The 15,792-nt window shown below is 68.7% G+C and carries 17 protein-coding genes; 10 read left to right on the top strand and 7 right to left on the bottom strand.

All coding sequences use genetic code 11. The features are described from left to right. Positions 1-52 precede the first annotated feature (52 nt). Positions 53-1,108 (bottom strand): tetratricopeptide repeat protein, encoded by a 1,056-nt coding sequence (locus G4D83_RS01490; RefSeq protein ID WP_163861768.1) that lies wholly within the window; start codon positions 1,106-1,108, stop codon positions 53-55. Positions 1,109-1,304: 196 nt separating this feature from the next. On the opposite strand from G4D83_RS01490, the gene G4D83_RS01495 reads away from it, so the two are divergent. From G4D83_RS01495 to G4D83_RS01510, 4 genes are read left to right on the top strand one after another with little or no spacing between them, the layout of a single operon-like run. Further along, positions 1,305-2,075 carry an exodeoxyribonuclease III gene (locus G4D83_RS01495; protein ID WP_163861769.1) on the top strand — a complete coding sequence of 257 codons (771 nt, stop codon included), beginning with the start codon at positions 1,305-1,307 and terminating at the stop codon, positions 2,073-2,075. Between the two features lie 25 nt (positions 2,076-2,100). After that, positions 2,101-2,949, top strand: a complete 849-nt coding sequence (locus G4D83_RS01500) for an alpha/beta hydrolase (protein WP_163862751.1) — start codon at positions 2,101-2,103, stop codon at positions 2,947-2,949. Positions 2,950-2,996: 47 nt separating this feature from the next. After that, complete coding sequence (locus tag G4D83_RS01505) at positions 2,997-4,169, top strand: threonine synthase (RefSeq protein WP_163861772.1); 1,173 nt, start codon at positions 2,997-2,999, stop codon at positions 4,167-4,169. A gap of 25 nt (positions 4,170-4,194) precedes the next feature. Continuing rightward, a complete protein-coding gene (locus G4D83_RS01510; RefSeq protein ID WP_163861775.1) occupies positions 4,195-5,025 on the top strand; it encodes an alpha/beta hydrolase in 831 nt (276 codons plus the stop codon). A 13-nt stretch (positions 5,026-5,038) separates the two neighbouring features. Here G4D83_RS01510 and G4D83_RS01515 read toward each other — a convergent pair whose 3' ends face one another. Continuing rightward, positions 5,039-5,902, bottom strand: a complete 864-nt coding sequence (locus G4D83_RS01515; RefSeq protein WP_163861778.1) for an eCIS core domain-containing protein — start codon at positions 5,900-5,902, stop codon at positions 5,039-5,041. A gap of 93 nt (positions 5,903-5,995) precedes the next feature. Between G4D83_RS01515 and G4D83_RS01520 the strand changes: the two genes are divergently transcribed. Beyond that, the gene (locus G4D83_RS01520; RefSeq protein WP_163861780.1) at positions 5,996-6,184 is read left to right on the top strand and encodes a hypothetical protein; all 189 of its coding nucleotides are present in this window, start codon (positions 5,996-5,998) and stop codon (positions 6,182-6,184) included. Between the two features lie 107 nt (positions 6,185-6,291). On the opposite strand, the gene G4D83_RS45820 is transcribed toward G4D83_RS01520, so the two are convergent. Continuing rightward, on the bottom strand, positions 6,292-6,504 hold the full coding sequence (locus G4D83_RS45820) for a hypothetical protein (RefSeq protein ID WP_240356086.1): 213 nt from the start codon (positions 6,502-6,504) through the stop codon (positions 6,292-6,294). Between the two features lie 10 nt (positions 6,505-6,514). Between G4D83_RS45820 and G4D83_RS45825 the strand changes: the two genes are divergently transcribed. Beyond that, positions 6,515-6,865 carry a hypothetical protein gene (locus tag G4D83_RS45825; RefSeq protein ID WP_240356087.1) on the top strand — a complete coding sequence of 117 codons (351 nt, stop codon included), beginning with the start codon at positions 6,515-6,517 and terminating at the stop codon, positions 6,863-6,865. An 83-nt stretch (positions 6,866-6,948) separates the two neighbouring features. On the opposite strand, the gene G4D83_RS01530 is transcribed toward G4D83_RS45825, so the two are convergent. Continuing rightward, positions 6,949-7,875 (bottom strand): DUF6999 family protein, encoded by a 927-nt coding sequence (locus G4D83_RS01530; protein ID WP_163861789.1) that lies wholly within the window; start codon positions 7,873-7,875, stop codon positions 6,949-6,951. A 51-nt stretch (positions 7,876-7,926) separates the two neighbouring features. Between G4D83_RS01530 and G4D83_RS01535 the strand changes: the two genes are divergently transcribed. Next, the gene (locus tag G4D83_RS01535) at positions 7,927-8,571 is read left to right on the top strand and encodes a hypothetical protein (RefSeq protein WP_240356088.1); all 645 of its coding nucleotides are present in this window, start codon (positions 7,927-7,929) and stop codon (positions 8,569-8,571) included. A 4-nt stretch (positions 8,572-8,575) separates the two neighbouring features. Continuing rightward, positions 8,576-9,046: an SMI1/KNR4 family protein gene (locus G4D83_RS01540; protein ID WP_163861792.1), complete on the top strand. Its 471-nt coding sequence runs from the start codon at positions 8,576-8,578 to the stop codon at positions 9,044-9,046. A gap of 24 nt (positions 9,047-9,070) precedes the next feature. Here the strand turns inward: G4D83_RS01540 and G4D83_RS01545 are convergent, their stop codons facing one another. Continuing rightward, the gene (locus G4D83_RS01545) at positions 9,071-11,002 is read right to left on the bottom strand and encodes a 3-oxoacyl-[acyl-carrier-protein] synthase III C-terminal domain-containing protein (protein WP_240356089.1); all 1,932 of its coding nucleotides are present in this window, start codon (positions 11,000-11,002) and stop codon (positions 9,071-9,073) included. A gap of 352 nt (positions 11,003-11,354) precedes the next feature. On the opposite strand from G4D83_RS01545, the gene G4D83_RS01550 reads away from it, so the two are divergent. Then, positions 11,355-12,992 (top strand): GMC family oxidoreductase, encoded by a 1,638-nt coding sequence (locus G4D83_RS01550; protein ID WP_163861795.1) that lies wholly within the window; start codon positions 11,355-11,357, stop codon positions 12,990-12,992. A gap of 11 nt (positions 12,993-13,003) precedes the next feature. On the opposite strand, the gene G4D83_RS01555 is transcribed toward G4D83_RS01550, so the two are convergent. After that, a complete protein-coding gene (locus G4D83_RS01555) occupies positions 13,004-13,519 on the bottom strand; it encodes an OmpA family protein (protein WP_163861798.1) in 516 nt (171 codons plus the stop codon). 229 nt (positions 13,520-13,748) lie between these two features. Here G4D83_RS01555 and dgt point away from each other — a divergent pair, with 229 nt between their 5' ends. Beyond that, the gene (gene dgt / locus G4D83_RS01560; RefSeq protein WP_205522548.1) at positions 13,749-15,200 is read left to right on the top strand and encodes a dGTP triphosphohydrolase; all 1,452 of its coding nucleotides are present in this window, start codon (positions 13,749-13,751) and stop codon (positions 15,198-15,200) included. A gap of 18 nt (positions 15,201-15,218) precedes the next feature. On the opposite strand, the gene G4D83_RS01565 is transcribed toward dgt, so the two are convergent. Beyond that, the gene (locus G4D83_RS01565; protein WP_163861801.1) at positions 15,219-15,677 is read right to left on the bottom strand and encodes a VOC family protein; all 459 of its coding nucleotides are present in this window, start codon (positions 15,675-15,677) and stop codon (positions 15,219-15,221) included. Positions 15,678-15,792: the final 115 nt, after the last annotated feature.

Here is a 15,792-nt window from a genome sequence, read left to right on the forward strand (position 1 = left end):
GAATCGGACCGGCCTCCTTTCGTCCGGAGGCCGGCCTGCGGGCAGGGGAGCGCTACGGCGCCACGGGCCGCGGAGAGAGGCCCTCCTGTCCGCGAGCCTCGGGCGAGTCCAGGTCCACCTGGGCCACGCGGCTCATGCGGTCCGCGTTGACGCGGGCCTGGACGTAGCGCGGGGACAGCCGGGTGGCGGTGCCATACGCGGCGCGGGCCTCCTCCTTACGGCCCAGCCGCTCCCACGCCACGCCGAGGTTGTTGTGCACGTAGGCCACGTTCGGCAGCAGCTCCGCGGCCTGCGTGAGCACCTCGGCCGCCTTCGCGTTCTCTCCCGCGCGCAGGTACGCGAAGCCCAGGTTGTTGAGCGCGTAGCCATGCTCGGGCTCCAGGTGCACGGCCTGCTGGAAGCGGAGGATGGCCGACGTCAGTTCGCCGCCGACCAGGTGTGCCCGGCCGAGCACCTGATACGCCTCCGCGTCCTCGGGAGCGCGCAGCACGGCCTCCTCGCCCACGCGCACCGCCTCCGCGTGACGTCCCAGGGACACGAGCAGGCGGGCCTGCTGGATGAGGGCGCCCGCGTCCTCGGGAACCAGGTGGCCCAGTCGCGCGTACGCCAGCAGCGCGACGTCGGACTGGCCTTGGAGGCGGGCGAGCCGTGCGGCCTGCGTCAGCGCGTCCGTGTCGGCCGGGTCGTCATGCAGCGCGCGGCGCACCTCGGTGAGCGCGCCCGACACGTCACCCAGCTCTCGCAGCGAGCGCGCGCGTCCCAGGTGGTCCACGCGCCGCCCGTGCTCGTGGGGCAGCGCCAGGGCGTCCTCGGGCGCGGGGCGGGGCGCCTGCTCGACGATGGGGCTCGTCACTTCCGGAGGGGCGAGGGGAATGAGTCGCGGGGCCTCGGCGAAGTCGCTCGGCACCACGGGGGTGACGGCTTCGCGGGTGCGCGCGTGCTGCTCGGCGAGCGCGAGCCACGGGCGCAGCGAGGCGGGCAGGGGCACGTCGGTCCACGCGGCCAGGCCGAGCGCGGCGAGGCAGGTGGGCAGCAGGGACTTCTTCAGCGCGGGGGGCAGGGTGAAACCCAGGGTGCGGCGGGTGGCCTTCCTCGTCCTCGGGCTCATGGCGACCTCGACTCCAGGCGGGGCGTTCGAGAAGAACGCTCCGAGAGGGCTCCTGTGGGAGTCCTCCCACCCGGGGCTATTGCGATGGGCGTGCCAGGGGCCTGCCCCGAGGGCGTGCGACGGGGTGTGTCCCTGGGGCCGCACGCGAGGGGGAAAACCGTGGCGGGGGCGTGGGTGTCGTGCGACGGTGCCCGCGATGAAAATCGCCACCTGGAACGTGAACTCGGTACGGGCCCGGCAGGAGCGACTGCTCGAGTGGTTGAAGAGCGCGCAGCCGGACATCCTCTGCCTGCAGGAGCTGAAGTGCACGGAGGACGACTTCCCGATGGAGGCCGTGCGCGACGCCGGCTACCACGCGGCGGTCCACGGGCAGAAGACCTACAACGGCGTGGCCATCCTCGCGAAGGAGGCGCCGCGCGACGTGGTGAAGGGGCTGTCGGACGGCGTGGATGACACGCACGCGCGCCTCATCGCCGCGACGGTGGCGGGCATCCGCGTGGTGAGCGCGTACGCGCCCAATGGCCAGACGGTGGACTCGCCCCAGTACGAGTACAAGCTGGAGTGGTACGGCCGCCTGCGGCGCTACCTGGACACGCGGCACAAGCCCGACGAGGCGCTGGTGCTCGGGGGCGACTGGAACGTGGCGCCCGAGGACATCGACACCTACGACCCGAAGCTCTGGGAAGGGCAGACGCTCTTCACGCTGAAGGAGCGGGACGCGCTCCAGCGGCTGCGCGCCTTCGGACTGACGGACGCGTACCGGAAGCTGTACCCGGACACGCAGCGCTTCTCGTGGTGGGACTACCGGATGCTCGGCTTCCCGAAGAACCTGGGCCTGCGCATCGACCACCTCTACGTGTCGGCGCCGCTGGTGCCTCGGCTGACGGGCGCGGACACGGACCGGGAGGCGCGCAAGGGCAAGCAGCCCTCGGACCATGCGCCGGTGTGGCTGGAACTGAAGGACTGAAGTCGGGAGGACAGGCGTGACTCGGATGCGATGGCCGATGCTGTGCGTGGGGTTGGGGATGTTCCTCGTGGGCTGCGCATCGACGGGGAAGCCTCCCGCCGCCGCGGCCGAGCCCGTGCCCGCGCATCAACTCTTCACGCTCGCCTCGGCGACGCTGAAGGAGGAGCGGCGCATCGCCGTCTACACTCCCCCGGGATACGACGCGGCGACGGACGCGCGCTTCCCGGTGCTCTACATGCCGGACGGTGGGCTCCAGGAGGACTTCCCGCATGTCGCCTCGGCCGTCGACGCGGCGATTCGCGCGGGCGAGCTGCGGCCGATGCTCGTGGTGGGCATCGAGAACACGGTGCGCAGGCGTGACATGACGGGGCCCACGACGGTGGCCAGTGACAAGGAGATTGCTCCCATCACCGGAGGCTCGGAGGCGTTCCGCGCGTTCATCCGCGACGAGCTGATGACGGAGGTCCGTCGGCGTTATCGCGTGACGGAGGAGCGGGCCATCATCGGCGAGTCGCTCGCGGGGCTGTTCATCGTGGAGACGTTCTTCCTGGAGCCGGACCTGTTCGGCACGTACCTGGCCCTGAGCCCCAGCATCTGGTGGAACGCGGAGTCACTGGTGCGTCAGGCGGGCGAGCGGCTCGCGGCCCGCGCGGACCTGCGCGCGGAGCTGTACGTGTCGTCGGCGAACGAGGTGGATGACATCGTCCCCGCCGTCGCTCGGCTGGGGGAGGTCCTCCGGGTGAGCGCGCCCGTGGGGCTGAAGTGGGAGGTCGAGCCCCGGCCGGACCTTCGCCACGACAACATCTACCGGTCCTCCGCGCCGGGCGTGCTGCGCAAGTGGCTGCCACCGACGCAGGGCGCGGCCACACGGTAACGAGACGTTCGGCCTTCGGGTGCCGGCTGGAATAGAGTCGGCGTCCCATGCCTGTCATCCGACTCGACTGTACGAAGTGCGACCGGACCTTCGCGCCTGGCGTCGTGCTCAACCTGTGCACGTCCTGCAGCGCACCGCTCTTCGCGCGCTACGACTTGGAGCGCGCCGCGAAGACGCTACGGCCCGAGGCCCTGGCGACGCGGGAGCGCTCCATGTGGCGCTACCACGAGGTGATGCCCGTGGAGGACCCGGCCCAGCGGCTCAGCCTGGGCGAGGGCTTCACGCCGCTGCTCAAGGCGCCGCGCCTGTCGGAGTGGCTGGGCTTGAAGCACGTCATGGTGAAGGACGAGGGAGGCAATCCCACCGGCTCGTTCAAGGCGCGCGGCCTGTCGGCGGCGGTGAGCATGGCGAAGGTGCTGGGCGCGAAGGCGGTGTGCCTGCCCTCGGCGGGAAACGCCGGGAGCGCCCTGGCTGCCTATGCGGCGCGAGGGGGCCTGGAGGCCCATGTCTTCGTGCCCAAGGACATCGCGAGTCTCTTCCTGATGGAGACCCGTGCCTACGGCGCGCACGTCGAGACGGTGGACGGCCTCATCACCGACGCGGGGCGGGTCTGCGCGGGGCTCGCGCGCGAGCATGGCTGGTACGAGTGCGCCACGCTGAAGGAGCCCTACCGCGTGGAGGGCAAGAAGACGATGGGCTACGAACTGGCGGAGCAGCTCGACTGGACGCTGCCGGACGTCATCCTCTATCCGACGGGCGGCGGCACCGGGCTCATCGGCATGTGGAAGGCGTTCGAGGAGATGGAGACCATGGGGCTCATCGGCTCGAAGCGCCCGAGGATGGTCGCGGTGCAGGCCGAAGGCTGCGCGCCCATCGTGAAGGCCCACGCGGAGGGCCAGCCGGATGCCCCCATGTGGCCTGGGGCGACGACGCATGCGCACGGCCTGCGAGTGCCCAAGGCGCTGGGCGACTTCCTCATCCTCCGAGCCGTGAAGGCCAGCGGCGGGACGGCCATCTCCGTCACCGAGGAGGAAATCGTGCAGGGCACGAAGGAACTCGCGGCCTCCGAGGGACTCTTCGCCGCACCGGAGGGCGGTGCCTGTGTGGCCGCGCTGCGCAAGCTCCACTCCGCAGGACAGGTGACGCCGGACGAGTCCGTGGTGGTCTTCAACACGGGCACGGGCTTCAAGTACGTGGAGAACATGGCCCCGCTCTGGTGAGCGCGAAAGCGACAGGCGCACGACAATGCACGAAGCGAACTCGTTGCGATGGGCGCGCCTGCTCGTGAGTGGCGCGTGGCTCCTCGGCCTCACCCACTGCGGAACTCCTCGTGCCGTCACGCGCGAGGACCCGCCGGCCCAGGTCCAGGCCTCGCCCTCTGTGTCCTCGGATGGTCGCGTGCATGCCCGCCCCAGCGCGGCGCCCACCGAGCCCGGACTCGTGGGGTTGCATCCGCTGGGCCTTGGAGGCGGCAAGCGAGACGGCCTGCTCTACGTGCCCCGTTCCTATCGCCCGGGGCAGCCCGCGCCGCTGATGGTGCTGCTGCACGGCGCGATGGGAAACGCGGCGCAGATGCTGGAGGTGACACAGGCGCTGGCGGAGGCCGAGGGCCTCATCCTGGTGATACCGGAGTCGCGGGGCGTGACGTGGGACCACAAGCTGGCGACAGGCAGCGAGGACCTTGCCTTCATCGACCGGGCCCTGGCCCACGTCTTCGCGCGCCATGCCGTGGCGAAGGAGCAGCTCTCCGTCGCGGGCTTCTCGGATGGCGCGTCGTATGCGCTGGCGCTCGGCATCCTCAACGGAGACCTGTTCCCGCGCATCCTCGCCTTCTCACCCGGGTTCGTTGACGCGGCGGAGCCCCGGGGCGTGCCGCGTGTCTTCATCGCCCATGGTGACAAGGACGCGGTGCTGCCCGTCGAGCAGAGCGGCCGTCGCATCGTCGCCGAGTTGGGCGCGGCGGGCTTCGACGTGCGCTACCTGGAGTTCGCCGGAGGCCACTCCCTGCCCCAGGACGTGCTTCGCGCCGCCGCACAGTGGCTTCACGAACCGACTTCGCCCGTGAGCGCGGAATAGCCTCGGGTCCTCCTCACAGCCACTTCGGACGAACCCAGTCCAGGAAGCGGTCCTTGGCCTTCTCGAGGGGCTCCGTCACGTTGTCCCAGACCTGCTTGCCCGCGTCCTTCAGGCCTTTGACAATCTGGTCCTTGAGCTCCTTCAGCTCGCCGGTGGCCTTGGAGAAGTCCCAGTTCGGGTCGCCCTTGCCCGCGCGCAGCTCCTTCACCGCCGCGTCGAGATACGCGGTCTGGTCCTTGCCGCTCTCTCCGATGAACGGACGCTTGCCGTCGAAGTAGCCCTGCCTGACGGCGTCCTGGATGAGCTCGCCCTGCTGCTCGGGGTTGAGGTCTCCCCACTTCTTGCCGTCCTTGGCACCCGCTTCCCAGTCGTAGCCCTGTCCCGCGCTCTGGGCGACCAGGGCCTTGGCGGCGTAATCCGCGCCATGGTTCTGGTACTGCCAGACGTGGGTGGCCTCGTGGGTGAGCAGGTCCTTCGACGGCGGGAAGTTCGTCGGAGAGCCGTCCTGCGCCTTCGGGTTGACGAGAATCTTGTTCCCCGCGGTGAAGGCGGGCGTGTAGCGACTCAGGTTGTCGAAGAGGGACGCGGGGCCCTCCACCACGCGGACCTTGTCCAGGTCCACGCTGTCTCCGAAGACGCCCTTCAGGTCCTTCTTCTGCGCGTCCGTCAGTGGCTTGCCCTCGAGCTTCTCGGCGGCGTCCAGGACCTTCTTGAGGACCTCCTTGCCGGGGATGGCCGCGGAGGGAATGAACTCATCGACGATGGGCGAGGCCACCGACTGTGCCGCCACCGGCTTCGCCTGGGCCTTGGGCGCCACTTCCTCCTCGGGCCGGCGATAGGGAACAGTCCGTTGATTCTGGATGCGAACAGGGGCCATCGCGTGACTCCTCGTGGAGAGGGGGGCTGAGTCATTTGAATTGTCCGCAGTCGCCTTCGTTTTGTTTCCTCGAATTGTGAGATGTGTGAGTCCATGACGACGCCACCGCCCGAGTCCCTCCCATTCCCGGAGAGCCTCTGCCACCGCTGTGCGGCGCCTCCGCGTTACGTCCAGACGCGGACCTCCGTCTTCATCATGTGCCCGCTGCTGCCAGGGAAGTACCCGCCGCAGCCGGTGCGGGCGTGCGCGCTCTTCCGTCCCGCGGAACCCCATCCCGACTGAGTGCGTCAGGGCGACGGAGGGAGCAGGCCCTCGATGTCGCGGGCAGGCGGGCGAAGAGGGCGATTGCGAGCGGTTCTGTCCGTCCCCAACTGTGGCGCGCAGCCCAGTCACTGGGAGGGGGCCTTGATGGTTGCCAGGAAGAGCACGCGCGCCTCGACGCGCACCCGCACGATGATGCCCCGGAAGAAGCGGACGGTATCCCGCACGAGCAGCACCAAGGCGCGCCGCGTCAGCACGACGAGTCGGCGCCGCGTGGGGACTCGTGCCACCACCGCGAGCAGCAGCCGGTATACGCGGCCCGCGCTGAGGGAGCGCCTCAAGAAGCGCCTCATGGCGGGGACCCGGGGCGGACGCGCGGGACAGTGGAGCGCTCGCAAGGCGCAGCTCCTGGCGACGGAGTACGCGAAGGCCGGAGGCGGCTATCGCGGCCGGAAGACGGGGACCCAGAAGTCGCTGACGGCGTGGACCCGTGAGGAGTGGGGGACTCGGACGGGCGCCACACGTGCGCGTCGGGGCGCCACCACCGCTCGCTACCTTCCGAAGAAGGCGTGGGACCAGCTCAGCTCGAGGCAGAAGCAGGCCACGGACCGCCGCAAGCGCGCGGCGTCACGCCGGGGGCAGCAGTACGTGGCGAACACTCCGGCCGCGCGTCGTGCTCGAAAGATGGCGTCGCGACGATGACGGCTTGGAGGTCCGCCGTGCGGTGATGCACGGCGGACTTCCGGGTCAACAGCAGCGCCCGCCGCGGGGAGGGGCCGAGGGTGTCAGGCCGCTTCGGGAGAGGAGGGCTGGAAGTTCGGTGCGACGACGCGGGCGAGCTGGGGCATCCGGCCGTGTTTGCACTCGACGAGGAAGGCGTGGAGTGACTCCGCGGACAGGCCGTGGAGCATGAGGCGGAAGCCCGCGCGCAGAGTCGTGAGGGGCACCATGGGGTGGCGGTTGTTCACCAGCGCGACGAGTCCTGGCGCCTGGAGGAGCGTGGCGACGTAGATGGCGATGGTCTCATCCAGTTGCAGGGAGTTGCTCGCGCGCCAGAAGTCCCGGTCGGTGAGGAACAGTTGGTAGACGGGGGTGAAGACTTCAATCGCGGACTGGAGGTCCAGGAAGTTCGTCCACCGGTCGGGCAGTTCCTCCAGGGGGAACTCGTCGGACACGCCGCTGAAGTCGAGCCTGGCGGGAGGGGTGAGCGTCTTGCCCTGGTCTCGCAGTGCGCGGTTCAGGCGGATGACGAAGTTGAAGAGGTTGAGGTCGTGGTTGAGGAAGATCTCCTCCTTGACGTGCTCCAGGTTCGTCGGGCGGATGGGGTTGGTGGGGACGTTCAGCTCCTTCGTGTTCCGGGCGACGAAGTCGAGGATCTCCGAGCCGACGTGGAAGTGGCGCAGGATGAGGAAGTTCGCCTCGGGGCTGACCCAGACGCGCAGGCCCCAGGCGAGGAGCCGGTGGAGCCACTTCGACGAGGTGAAGCGGTTGGGGATGAAGATCTTCATCACCTGGAAGAGGACGATGTAGATCCGCGCGAGGGGCCGGACGACGGGCAGCAGGAACTGGCGCGAGCGTGAGCGCTGGTCCACGAGCAGGGCGGCCTTGGTGCGCTCGTGCATGGGCAGGCTGCGGTCCAGGAACAGCGCCACCCAGGGGTCCGGGTCCCTCGGGTCATGCGGTTGATTGTTCAGCAGCTCGATGGGGTCCATGGCTCACTGGGGCAGCGGGACACGTGAGGCCCGCACAATAGAATGCGTGTCATGAAAACCAAGAACCCCATGGCATCTTGGTGCCTCCTGGCGCTCTCCACGCTCGAGTTCCTGCTGGCTGCCTGCGCGGAGGGCCCGCTTCCCAAGACCACCAGCTTGGTCCAGAAATGGGTGGGCCCGCTGGTGAACGCTCCCGGAGGAGGACAGTTCCGCACCGTCATCTACTTTGGTCCCTGGCAGTGCAGCCAGCAACTGATGAACTATTGCCGGGGCAAGTGCGCAGGGGACGGGTATGCGCTCCAGGGCTGCATGTGGCTGGCGGACGTGAAGATGGATTTTCAGGGCACGCTGGTGCGAGCTGGAAGCCGGTTTGGGATGACGCACTGCTGTTGCAACTACGCGACACTCAACCCTGCCCAGACCGAGGCGGCGCGGAGCCGGTGGAACAACATCCGCACGGACTTTCGTGAGCAGTGGGCAGGTCGCTTCGGGGCCTGGCCCACCGATACCAACGGCCGGCTCTACGAAGGGCATCACGTCAGGGACCTCTGGCACGGAGGCAATCCCACGGACTGGGAGAACATCCTTCCGTTCCCCAAGGCCATCCACCAGGAACTGTTCGGGCTCTATAACCAGTGCTACGCGAACAACCCTCCGTGGTCCAGCGTGGGACCGGACTATCCCTATGGAAAGTAGCCCCATGTCGATGGCTGAAATGCTTGCGGAGGTGTCACGGCTTCACCACGCGCGACCTCCTGCGTCGCCAGCCCAAATCGAAGAGTTTGAGCGGAGCGCGGGGTGGCGCCTCGACCCGGATCTTCGTGCCTTCTATCTGCATTGCGATGGCGCCGACCTGTTCGACCTCAAGGACCCGGCGTTCACATTCTTCCCATTGGCACAGCTTCGTCGTGCCCGATGGGTCATGCGCAAGGATGACTCCGACAGGGCCGGACCTTCGACCTGGTACACCCTGGGCGAGGTCCGAGACAGCAACTTCATCTTGCTGGATGTGGGGGAACAGCCCGACGGCCGCTACACGATTCGTGACGGCTACAACGAGGCTTTCCCCGACCCGGCCTACTGCCGGAAGATCGCCGATTCCTTTGGCGAGTTCCTGGCGGGGGCGCTCCGGTCTGGAGAGCGGTGGTTCTGGCTCCGGGACAGCGAATAGTCCGCGCAGCGCCCCGTCCGCGCCTCAGACATTCCCCAGCTCCTCCAACTGGAGCAGGTACAGGCGCGCCGTCACCTTCGCCGTCTTCACGATTCGCGCGGCCAGCTCCGGCGTGAGGATGCCCGAGCCGAGCGCTCCGTCCAGCCGGTCCAGATGCGTGGCGTCGTTGTCACCGTGGTACAGGAAGAAGCGCACCTGCTCGTCCTCCAGTGACAGCTGCTCCCGGATGGCCAGACCCCAGCGCCGGGCCACGCGGCTTCCCAGTCCCTCGATGATGAACATCGCCCCCAGCAAATCGAACGGGTTCTCCTGGCTGGCGCGGTGGAACATCCACGCCGACAACGCCTCACTGCCAATGTTCTTCGGAGCGCGAGTGATGGCCTCGTGCGCGCCACCCACCGACACGTAGTGCCGCTCCAGCATCTCGTAGTCCCGGTGCTCGTCCCGCGCGTGGCGGATGAAGGACGAACGCAATGCCAGGTGCTCGGCGGTGATGCTCGACGCCGCGCGGGCAATCCAGCGCGAGCCCTCCACCACCTGCTGACGCATGTTGATGAGCAGCTCCCGGTAGTCCTCCACGGTGAACACGCCGCGCGACAGCTTGTCGAGCACCGGCACCCGCTGGAGCTTCGCCTCGAAGTCCACCCACACCCGCGTCAGCTCACGCACCAGCTTCTCGCGGACCGGGTCTCCTCCCTCCTTCGGGCTCAACGGCAGCGGCCCCAGCTCCGCGGAGACCGCACTCGTGGGGGTCTGCGTGTTCGCGGCTGGAGTCGAGACACCCACGTCGGGGACGAGGGACCGTGCTGGCGCAATGACGGTGAGCATCGCATAGCAGGCGATGAAGCCGCCGCTCTCGGGGACCATGCAAAAGATGCGCTGCCCCGGGCGCACGCGCCCCTCGTTCACCAGCTCCTCCAGCATCAAGAAGATGGACGCGCAGCCCGTGTTGCCTCGCGTGGAGAGGTTGGTGAACCAGCGCTCCTCGGGGATGCGCACGCCACCCCGCTCCAGCAGCTTGACGATGGGCTGCTTGAAGAAGTGCGAGGAGTAGTGGATGCAGAACCAGTCCACTTCGTCCGGCTTGAGCCGGCCCTGGTCCATCAACGCGAAAAAGCCATCCACGCCCAGCGCGACCAACGACTCCAACCGGCGGATGTCCTGCTTGATGTTGAAGGCCCCCGAAGCAGCCGCCTCGCCGAACGTCGGCGAGTCAATCCACCCCGGCCCGAAGCCACCATCCGCTCCCCGGTTCGCGCCCACGTACATGCCCAGTTCATGCCGGTTCGCGTGAGAGCGGATGTCCATCCACTCCACCTTCAAGCTGGGCCGCGTCGGGTGTGGTCGGTCCTGCACCACGGCGGCGCCCGCTCCATCCGAGAGCATCCAGCGCAGGAACTCCGCCTCGAAGGGCACGGTGTCCTCACCCGTGACCTCCTCGTAGTGGCTGGCCTTCAGCAACCGACTCACCAACTCGCTGGCACAGACGACGGCGCGCCGAGCCTCTCCACTGGCGACCTGGAGCGTGGCCGCCCGCAGCGCCTGCATCCCGCTGGAGCAGATGCCCTGGAGCGACGCCACCTCACACGCGGGCCCTCCCAGCGCGCGGTGCACCTGGCTGGCGAAGCCGGGCAACACCAGGTCCGCCTGGGTGGTCGCGGTGACGAGCAGGTCCATCTCCCCCAAGGAGATGGGTGAGCGTGACAGCGCATCGTGGATGGCGTGGACCGCCAGGTCCCAGTTGCGGAACAGGCTGCGCTGCTCCCGGTCGATGGCGTAGTGGCGCTGGGTGATGCCGTTCTGCGACAGCACACGGGCCCGCGCCCGGGAGGGCTTCCCCCTGACCTTGCCGAGATAGTCCTCCATCTGCTCGTTGGTGATGGGCTCGCCCGGCAGGAACTTTCCCAGGCTCGTGATGAAGGCGTCGTGGGGCATGGCCGGACCATATGTCGTCATCCCGCGCGAGTCCCCGTGAGCAGGTGGCGCCATCCGTCGCGCGTCATCGGCTCCGAGGTGACGGCGCCAGGGGTCACCGGGACTCGCCCGCTCGCGCACCACGCCTTTCAACGACGCCAGCAGCCTCCCGAGGGCGACGAGCGGCGGACCAGGAACGCCCGCCCCGAACGAGCGGCCGGAGAAATCACGATTTAGGACACCCTGCCGGACAAGCGGGCGTCACGACGTGCAGGCGGGTTTCATGTCGCCCTGAGGGCCGAGGCGTTTCGCATAGAGTGCTCCCGCCGAGCCCGGCGCCCCGGTCGCGACGACTTGGGGTGGTGGCGCATCGGAACGTGAGGACGGGAGACGCATGGACTGCGATTGGCTCATCATCGGCTCGGGCTTCGGCGGAAGCGTCAGCGCGCTGCGGTTGACCGAGAAGGGCTACCGCGTGGTGATGCTGGAGAAGGGCCGACGTCTGCTCGCCTCCGACTTTCCGAAGACGAACTGGAACCTGAAGCGCTGGTTGTGGATGCCGCAGGTGGGCTGGCGCGGCCTGTTCAAGATGACGTTCTTCCGCCACGTCACCGTGCTGTCCGGCGTGGGGGTGGGCGGAGGCTCGCTCGTCTACGCGAACACGCTTCCCGAGCCGAAGGACGACTTCTTCCAGGCCACCTCGTGGGGGCACCTCGCGAGCTGGAAGGAGGAGCTGTCCGGGCACTACCGGACCGCGCGAAGGATGCTCGGCGCGACGGCCAATCCGCTCACCACGCTGCCGGACCAGGTGCTCGCGGAGGTGGGCAAGGACCTCGGCCGTGAGGGCTTCGAGCCCTCCACCGTGGCCGTGTACTTCGGTGAGCCGGGCGTCACCGTGAAGGACCCGTACTTCGGCGGAGAGGGCCCGGAGCGCACCGGCTGCATCGCCTGCGGCGGCTGCATGCTCGGTTGTCGCCACGGCGCGAAGAACACGCTGGACCGCAACTATCTCCACCTCGCGGAGAAGCGCGGCCTCACGCTGCACGCCGACACCGAGGCCACGTGGGTGCGCCCGCTGCCGGACGGCGGCTACGAGGTGGAGGCGCGCCAGGGCACGGGTCTGTTCTCCCGGAAGCCGCTGCGCTTCACCGCGCGCAACGTCGTCTTCGCCGGAGGCGTGCTGGGGACCGTGGATCTGCTGCTGCGCTTGAAGGAGCGGACGGACGGCTTGCCCCGCCTGTCCGAGCGGCTGGGAGACGGCGTGCGCACCAACTCCGAGGCCCTGGTGGGCGTCGTGAGCGGGCGCAAGGACCACGACCTCTCCAAGGGCATCGCCATCGGCTCCATCCTGCACACCGATGAGCGCTCGCACCTGGAGCCGGTGCGCTACTCCGCGGGCTCCGGGTTCTTCCGCCTGCTGATGGCTCCGCAGGTGCGCGGGGCGACGATGCTCACGCGCGTGGCGCGGCTCCTCGCCCTGCTCGCGCGGCATCCGCTGCGCTTCCTCAAGGCCTGGTTCGTCCCGGACTTCGCGCGGCGGACGATGATTCTCCTCTACATGCGCACGCTGGAAGGCCACCTGCGCATGCGGCGGCGCCGAGGGCTGCTGACCGGGCTGCGCAAGGGACTCACCACGGGTCTGCAGTCGGGCCCCGCGCCCACCTCCAACATGCCGGAGGCGTTCGACCTGGCGAAGCGCGTGTCCGACAAGCTCGACGGCTACCCGATGACCATGGTCAGCGAGACGGTGCTGGGCATCCCCACCACCGCGCACATCCTCGGTGGCTGCTGCATGGGCGATTCGGCCCAGACGGGCGTCATCGACCATCGCCACCGCGTCTTCGGCTACGAGGGACTGTTCGTCGTGGATGGCTCGGCCATCTCCGCCAATCCAGGTGTCAACCCCTCGCTCACCATCACCGCGCTCGCCGAGCGCGCGATGACCTTCATCCCGGCCGCGCGCGCGAGCGACGACGTGGAGCAGGCAACGCCGCCCGCCATGACGGGGACGGCGCCGCCACCGCCGCACTGAGGTGAGGACGACTACAGGCGGACCTGGAGCTCGTACCGGCGGTTCTTCGCCTTCTTCGCCTCGGTGTTGTCCGGCGTCACCAGGGGGCGGTCGGCGCCGAGCCCCACGGCGATGATTTCTCCACGGGAGATGCCTCGGGCGACCAGCTCCTTGACGATGGCCTCCGCGCGCTGCTCGCTGAGTTGCTTGTTCTTCGCGGCGTCACCCGTCGAGTCGGTATGGCCCGAGACTTCGAACTTGTAGGTCTTCACGCCCGCGCTGGTGAGCTGCTTCTTCGCGTCGATGAGGGCGCTGGCCAGCTTCTTGAGCTTCCCGTCGCAGCCGGGCGTCAGCTCCGCGGTGCCCGTCTTGAAGCTGCACTGGTTCTTCTTCGCTTCGTCCGTGAGCTTGGTGTTGACGCGCTTCTCGACGGTGGACTTGCCCGCGTCACCGGCGGCCTTCTTGATGGAATCGAAAGGGCTCTGCGCGGCGGCCACGCCAGGGACGGCCAGCAGCGACACGGCGATGCACAACGCCTTGAGCTTCATACGTGGGACTCCTTGGGTTCCGGTGGGGAAGGGAACCGGGGGCGCAGGCTGCCCAGGGAGTCCGCTCTCGTCCAGCACCACGAGGCCTCCCGGACAGCGGAGCCGCCGCCCGCCTGGCGGGGTGGGTGAAGGTGCCCCGGGCGGGAGCTCCCGGGAAAACTTGCCTCGGCGTGTGAGCGGAGCAGCATGGACACCCGGAGTCCTTCCACGCAGCGACAGTGAGGCATCCGTGGGCAGCGGCAGTCGGACGGAGCGGTGGCGGCAGTTCCTCTCGAGGCACCGGGTGGGCTCGGACGGGAAGCCGGCGGAGGCGCTCGTGGAGAAGCCGCCCGTCGCCGACGAGCACCTGCTGCTGGATGAGCGCACGCCGTACGACGTGGACTACGACCGCATCGTCTTCTCCAGCGAGTTTCGTTGTCTGCACGACAAGACGCAGGTCTTCCCCCTGTCGTCGAGCGACTACACGCGCACGCGGCTGACCCACAGCATCGAGGCGTCCTGCGTGGGGCGTTCGCTGGGACAGCTCGCGGGCCGGGGGCTGAAGATGCAGGACGTGAAGGTGGAGCCCTCGCACCTGGGCACCATCGTCGCGGCGGCGTGCCTGGCGCACGACATCGGCAACCCGCCCTTCGGCCACTCGGGCGAGGCGGCCATCCAGCACTGGGTGGAGAAGCATCTCGCCGCGCCGGGAAGCGCGCCGTCCCAGCGCCCGAGTCCCTTCGGCACTCCCGAGGAGTGGAGGGACTTGGAGGGCTTCGAGGGCAACGCGCAGGGCTTCCGCATCCTCAATCGGCTCCAGTCTCGCGAGCGGCGCGGCGGCCTGCGCTACACGGCCGCGACGTTGGGCGCGATGAGCAAGTACCCACGCCCGTCCGTGCTCCCCGGAGGTCGCGTGCCGGTGAAGGGGCGCGTGTCGGAGAAGAAGTTCGGTTACTTCCAGGACGACCGCGTGCTGGCGCTGGAGGCCTATCGCGCCGCGGGCCTGCGGGAGCGCGAGGAGGGCGTCTTCTCTCGTCACCCGCTGGCCTTCCTCGTCGAGGCGGCGGACGACATCTGCTACGCGGTCATCGACCTGGAGGACTCCGCGAAGCTCGGGTTGATTCCGACGAGGGAGGCCTGCGAGCTGCTGGACCGCGTGCTGCCACCAGAGAAGGCGGACACCCGACCGCCTCCGGCGCACCCGGAGACTCGAATGGCGCAGGCCCGGGCGCGAGCGATTGGCGTGCTCATCCAGGCGTGCGTGCGGGTGTTCCTGGAGCACGTGGAGGCGATGGAGGCGGGCGAATGGGAGACCTCTCTTATCTCCGTAAGGGAAGAGATTCGCGTGCCGTTGAAGGACATCAAGGAGCTGACGCGGCGCCAGGGCTACGAGAGCGAGCGCGTGCTGCAAATCGAGAGCGCGGGCTTCAAGACCCTGGGCGGGCTGTTGGACATGTTCGCGGCGGCGGTGGTGACGGACACGCCCAACCGCGAGGAGAAGAAGCTGCGGCAGCTCCTCCCCCTGGAGTTGTTCCAGCGTCCGGACAAGCCGCTCTCGCTCAACGAGGACATCGGCGGGGCGCTCGCGCGACTGTCCATGTACCAGCGGCTCCTGTGCGTCACGGACTACATCTCCGGGATGACGGACGGCTTCGCGGTGGAGCTGTACCAGCGGCTGTCCGGCATCAAGCTGCCGACCTAGCGGCGCCCTCGCCGTGCCTCAGGCGTGCAGGTCCTCCCCGGGCATGCCCCTGCGCGGCCCGCGCTCGCGTTGCTCCAGGCTGGAGAGCGAATTGTCGATGGCCAGGATGTTTCCAGAGGGGTCCTTGAACCACGCGGACTTGATGTCACCCATGGTGGCGACGCCATTGCGTGTCTGGATGCCCATCTCCGGAATGTCGTAGTCCTCCAGCTTCACTCCAGCGAGCCGCAGGCTGTCCGCGGTCGCCTCCACGTCCTCCACGGGGAACGAGCATGCGGTGGCCGTGGAGCCGGAGGGCGTCGAGCGCTCATAGAGCAGCAGGAAGGAATCTCCGCTGACGCGGAACATGGCCGCGCCTTCCTCCTCCCCCAGCTCGGGCACCTCTTCGAGTCCCAGCACCTCGCTGTAGAACCGCCGGGCCGTCTTCAAGTCCGTCACCGCCAGGGTGGGTATCGCCTTCGTCCGTCCGAGTCCCATGGGCCTTGGCCTCCTTCTCCGACAGGTGGGCACCGGAGCCAGGGCTCGCAAGCGATGCCCCCGCCCGTGCCCTGGCCTTCCGAGGTGGCGAGGGAGGCATGTTCCTCGGACGCTC

It is taken from the genome of Myxococcus eversor (assembly GCF_010894455.1).
GTDB classification, from domain to species: Bacteria; Myxococcota; Myxococcia; order Myxococcales; family Myxococcaceae; genus Myxococcus; species Myxococcus eversor.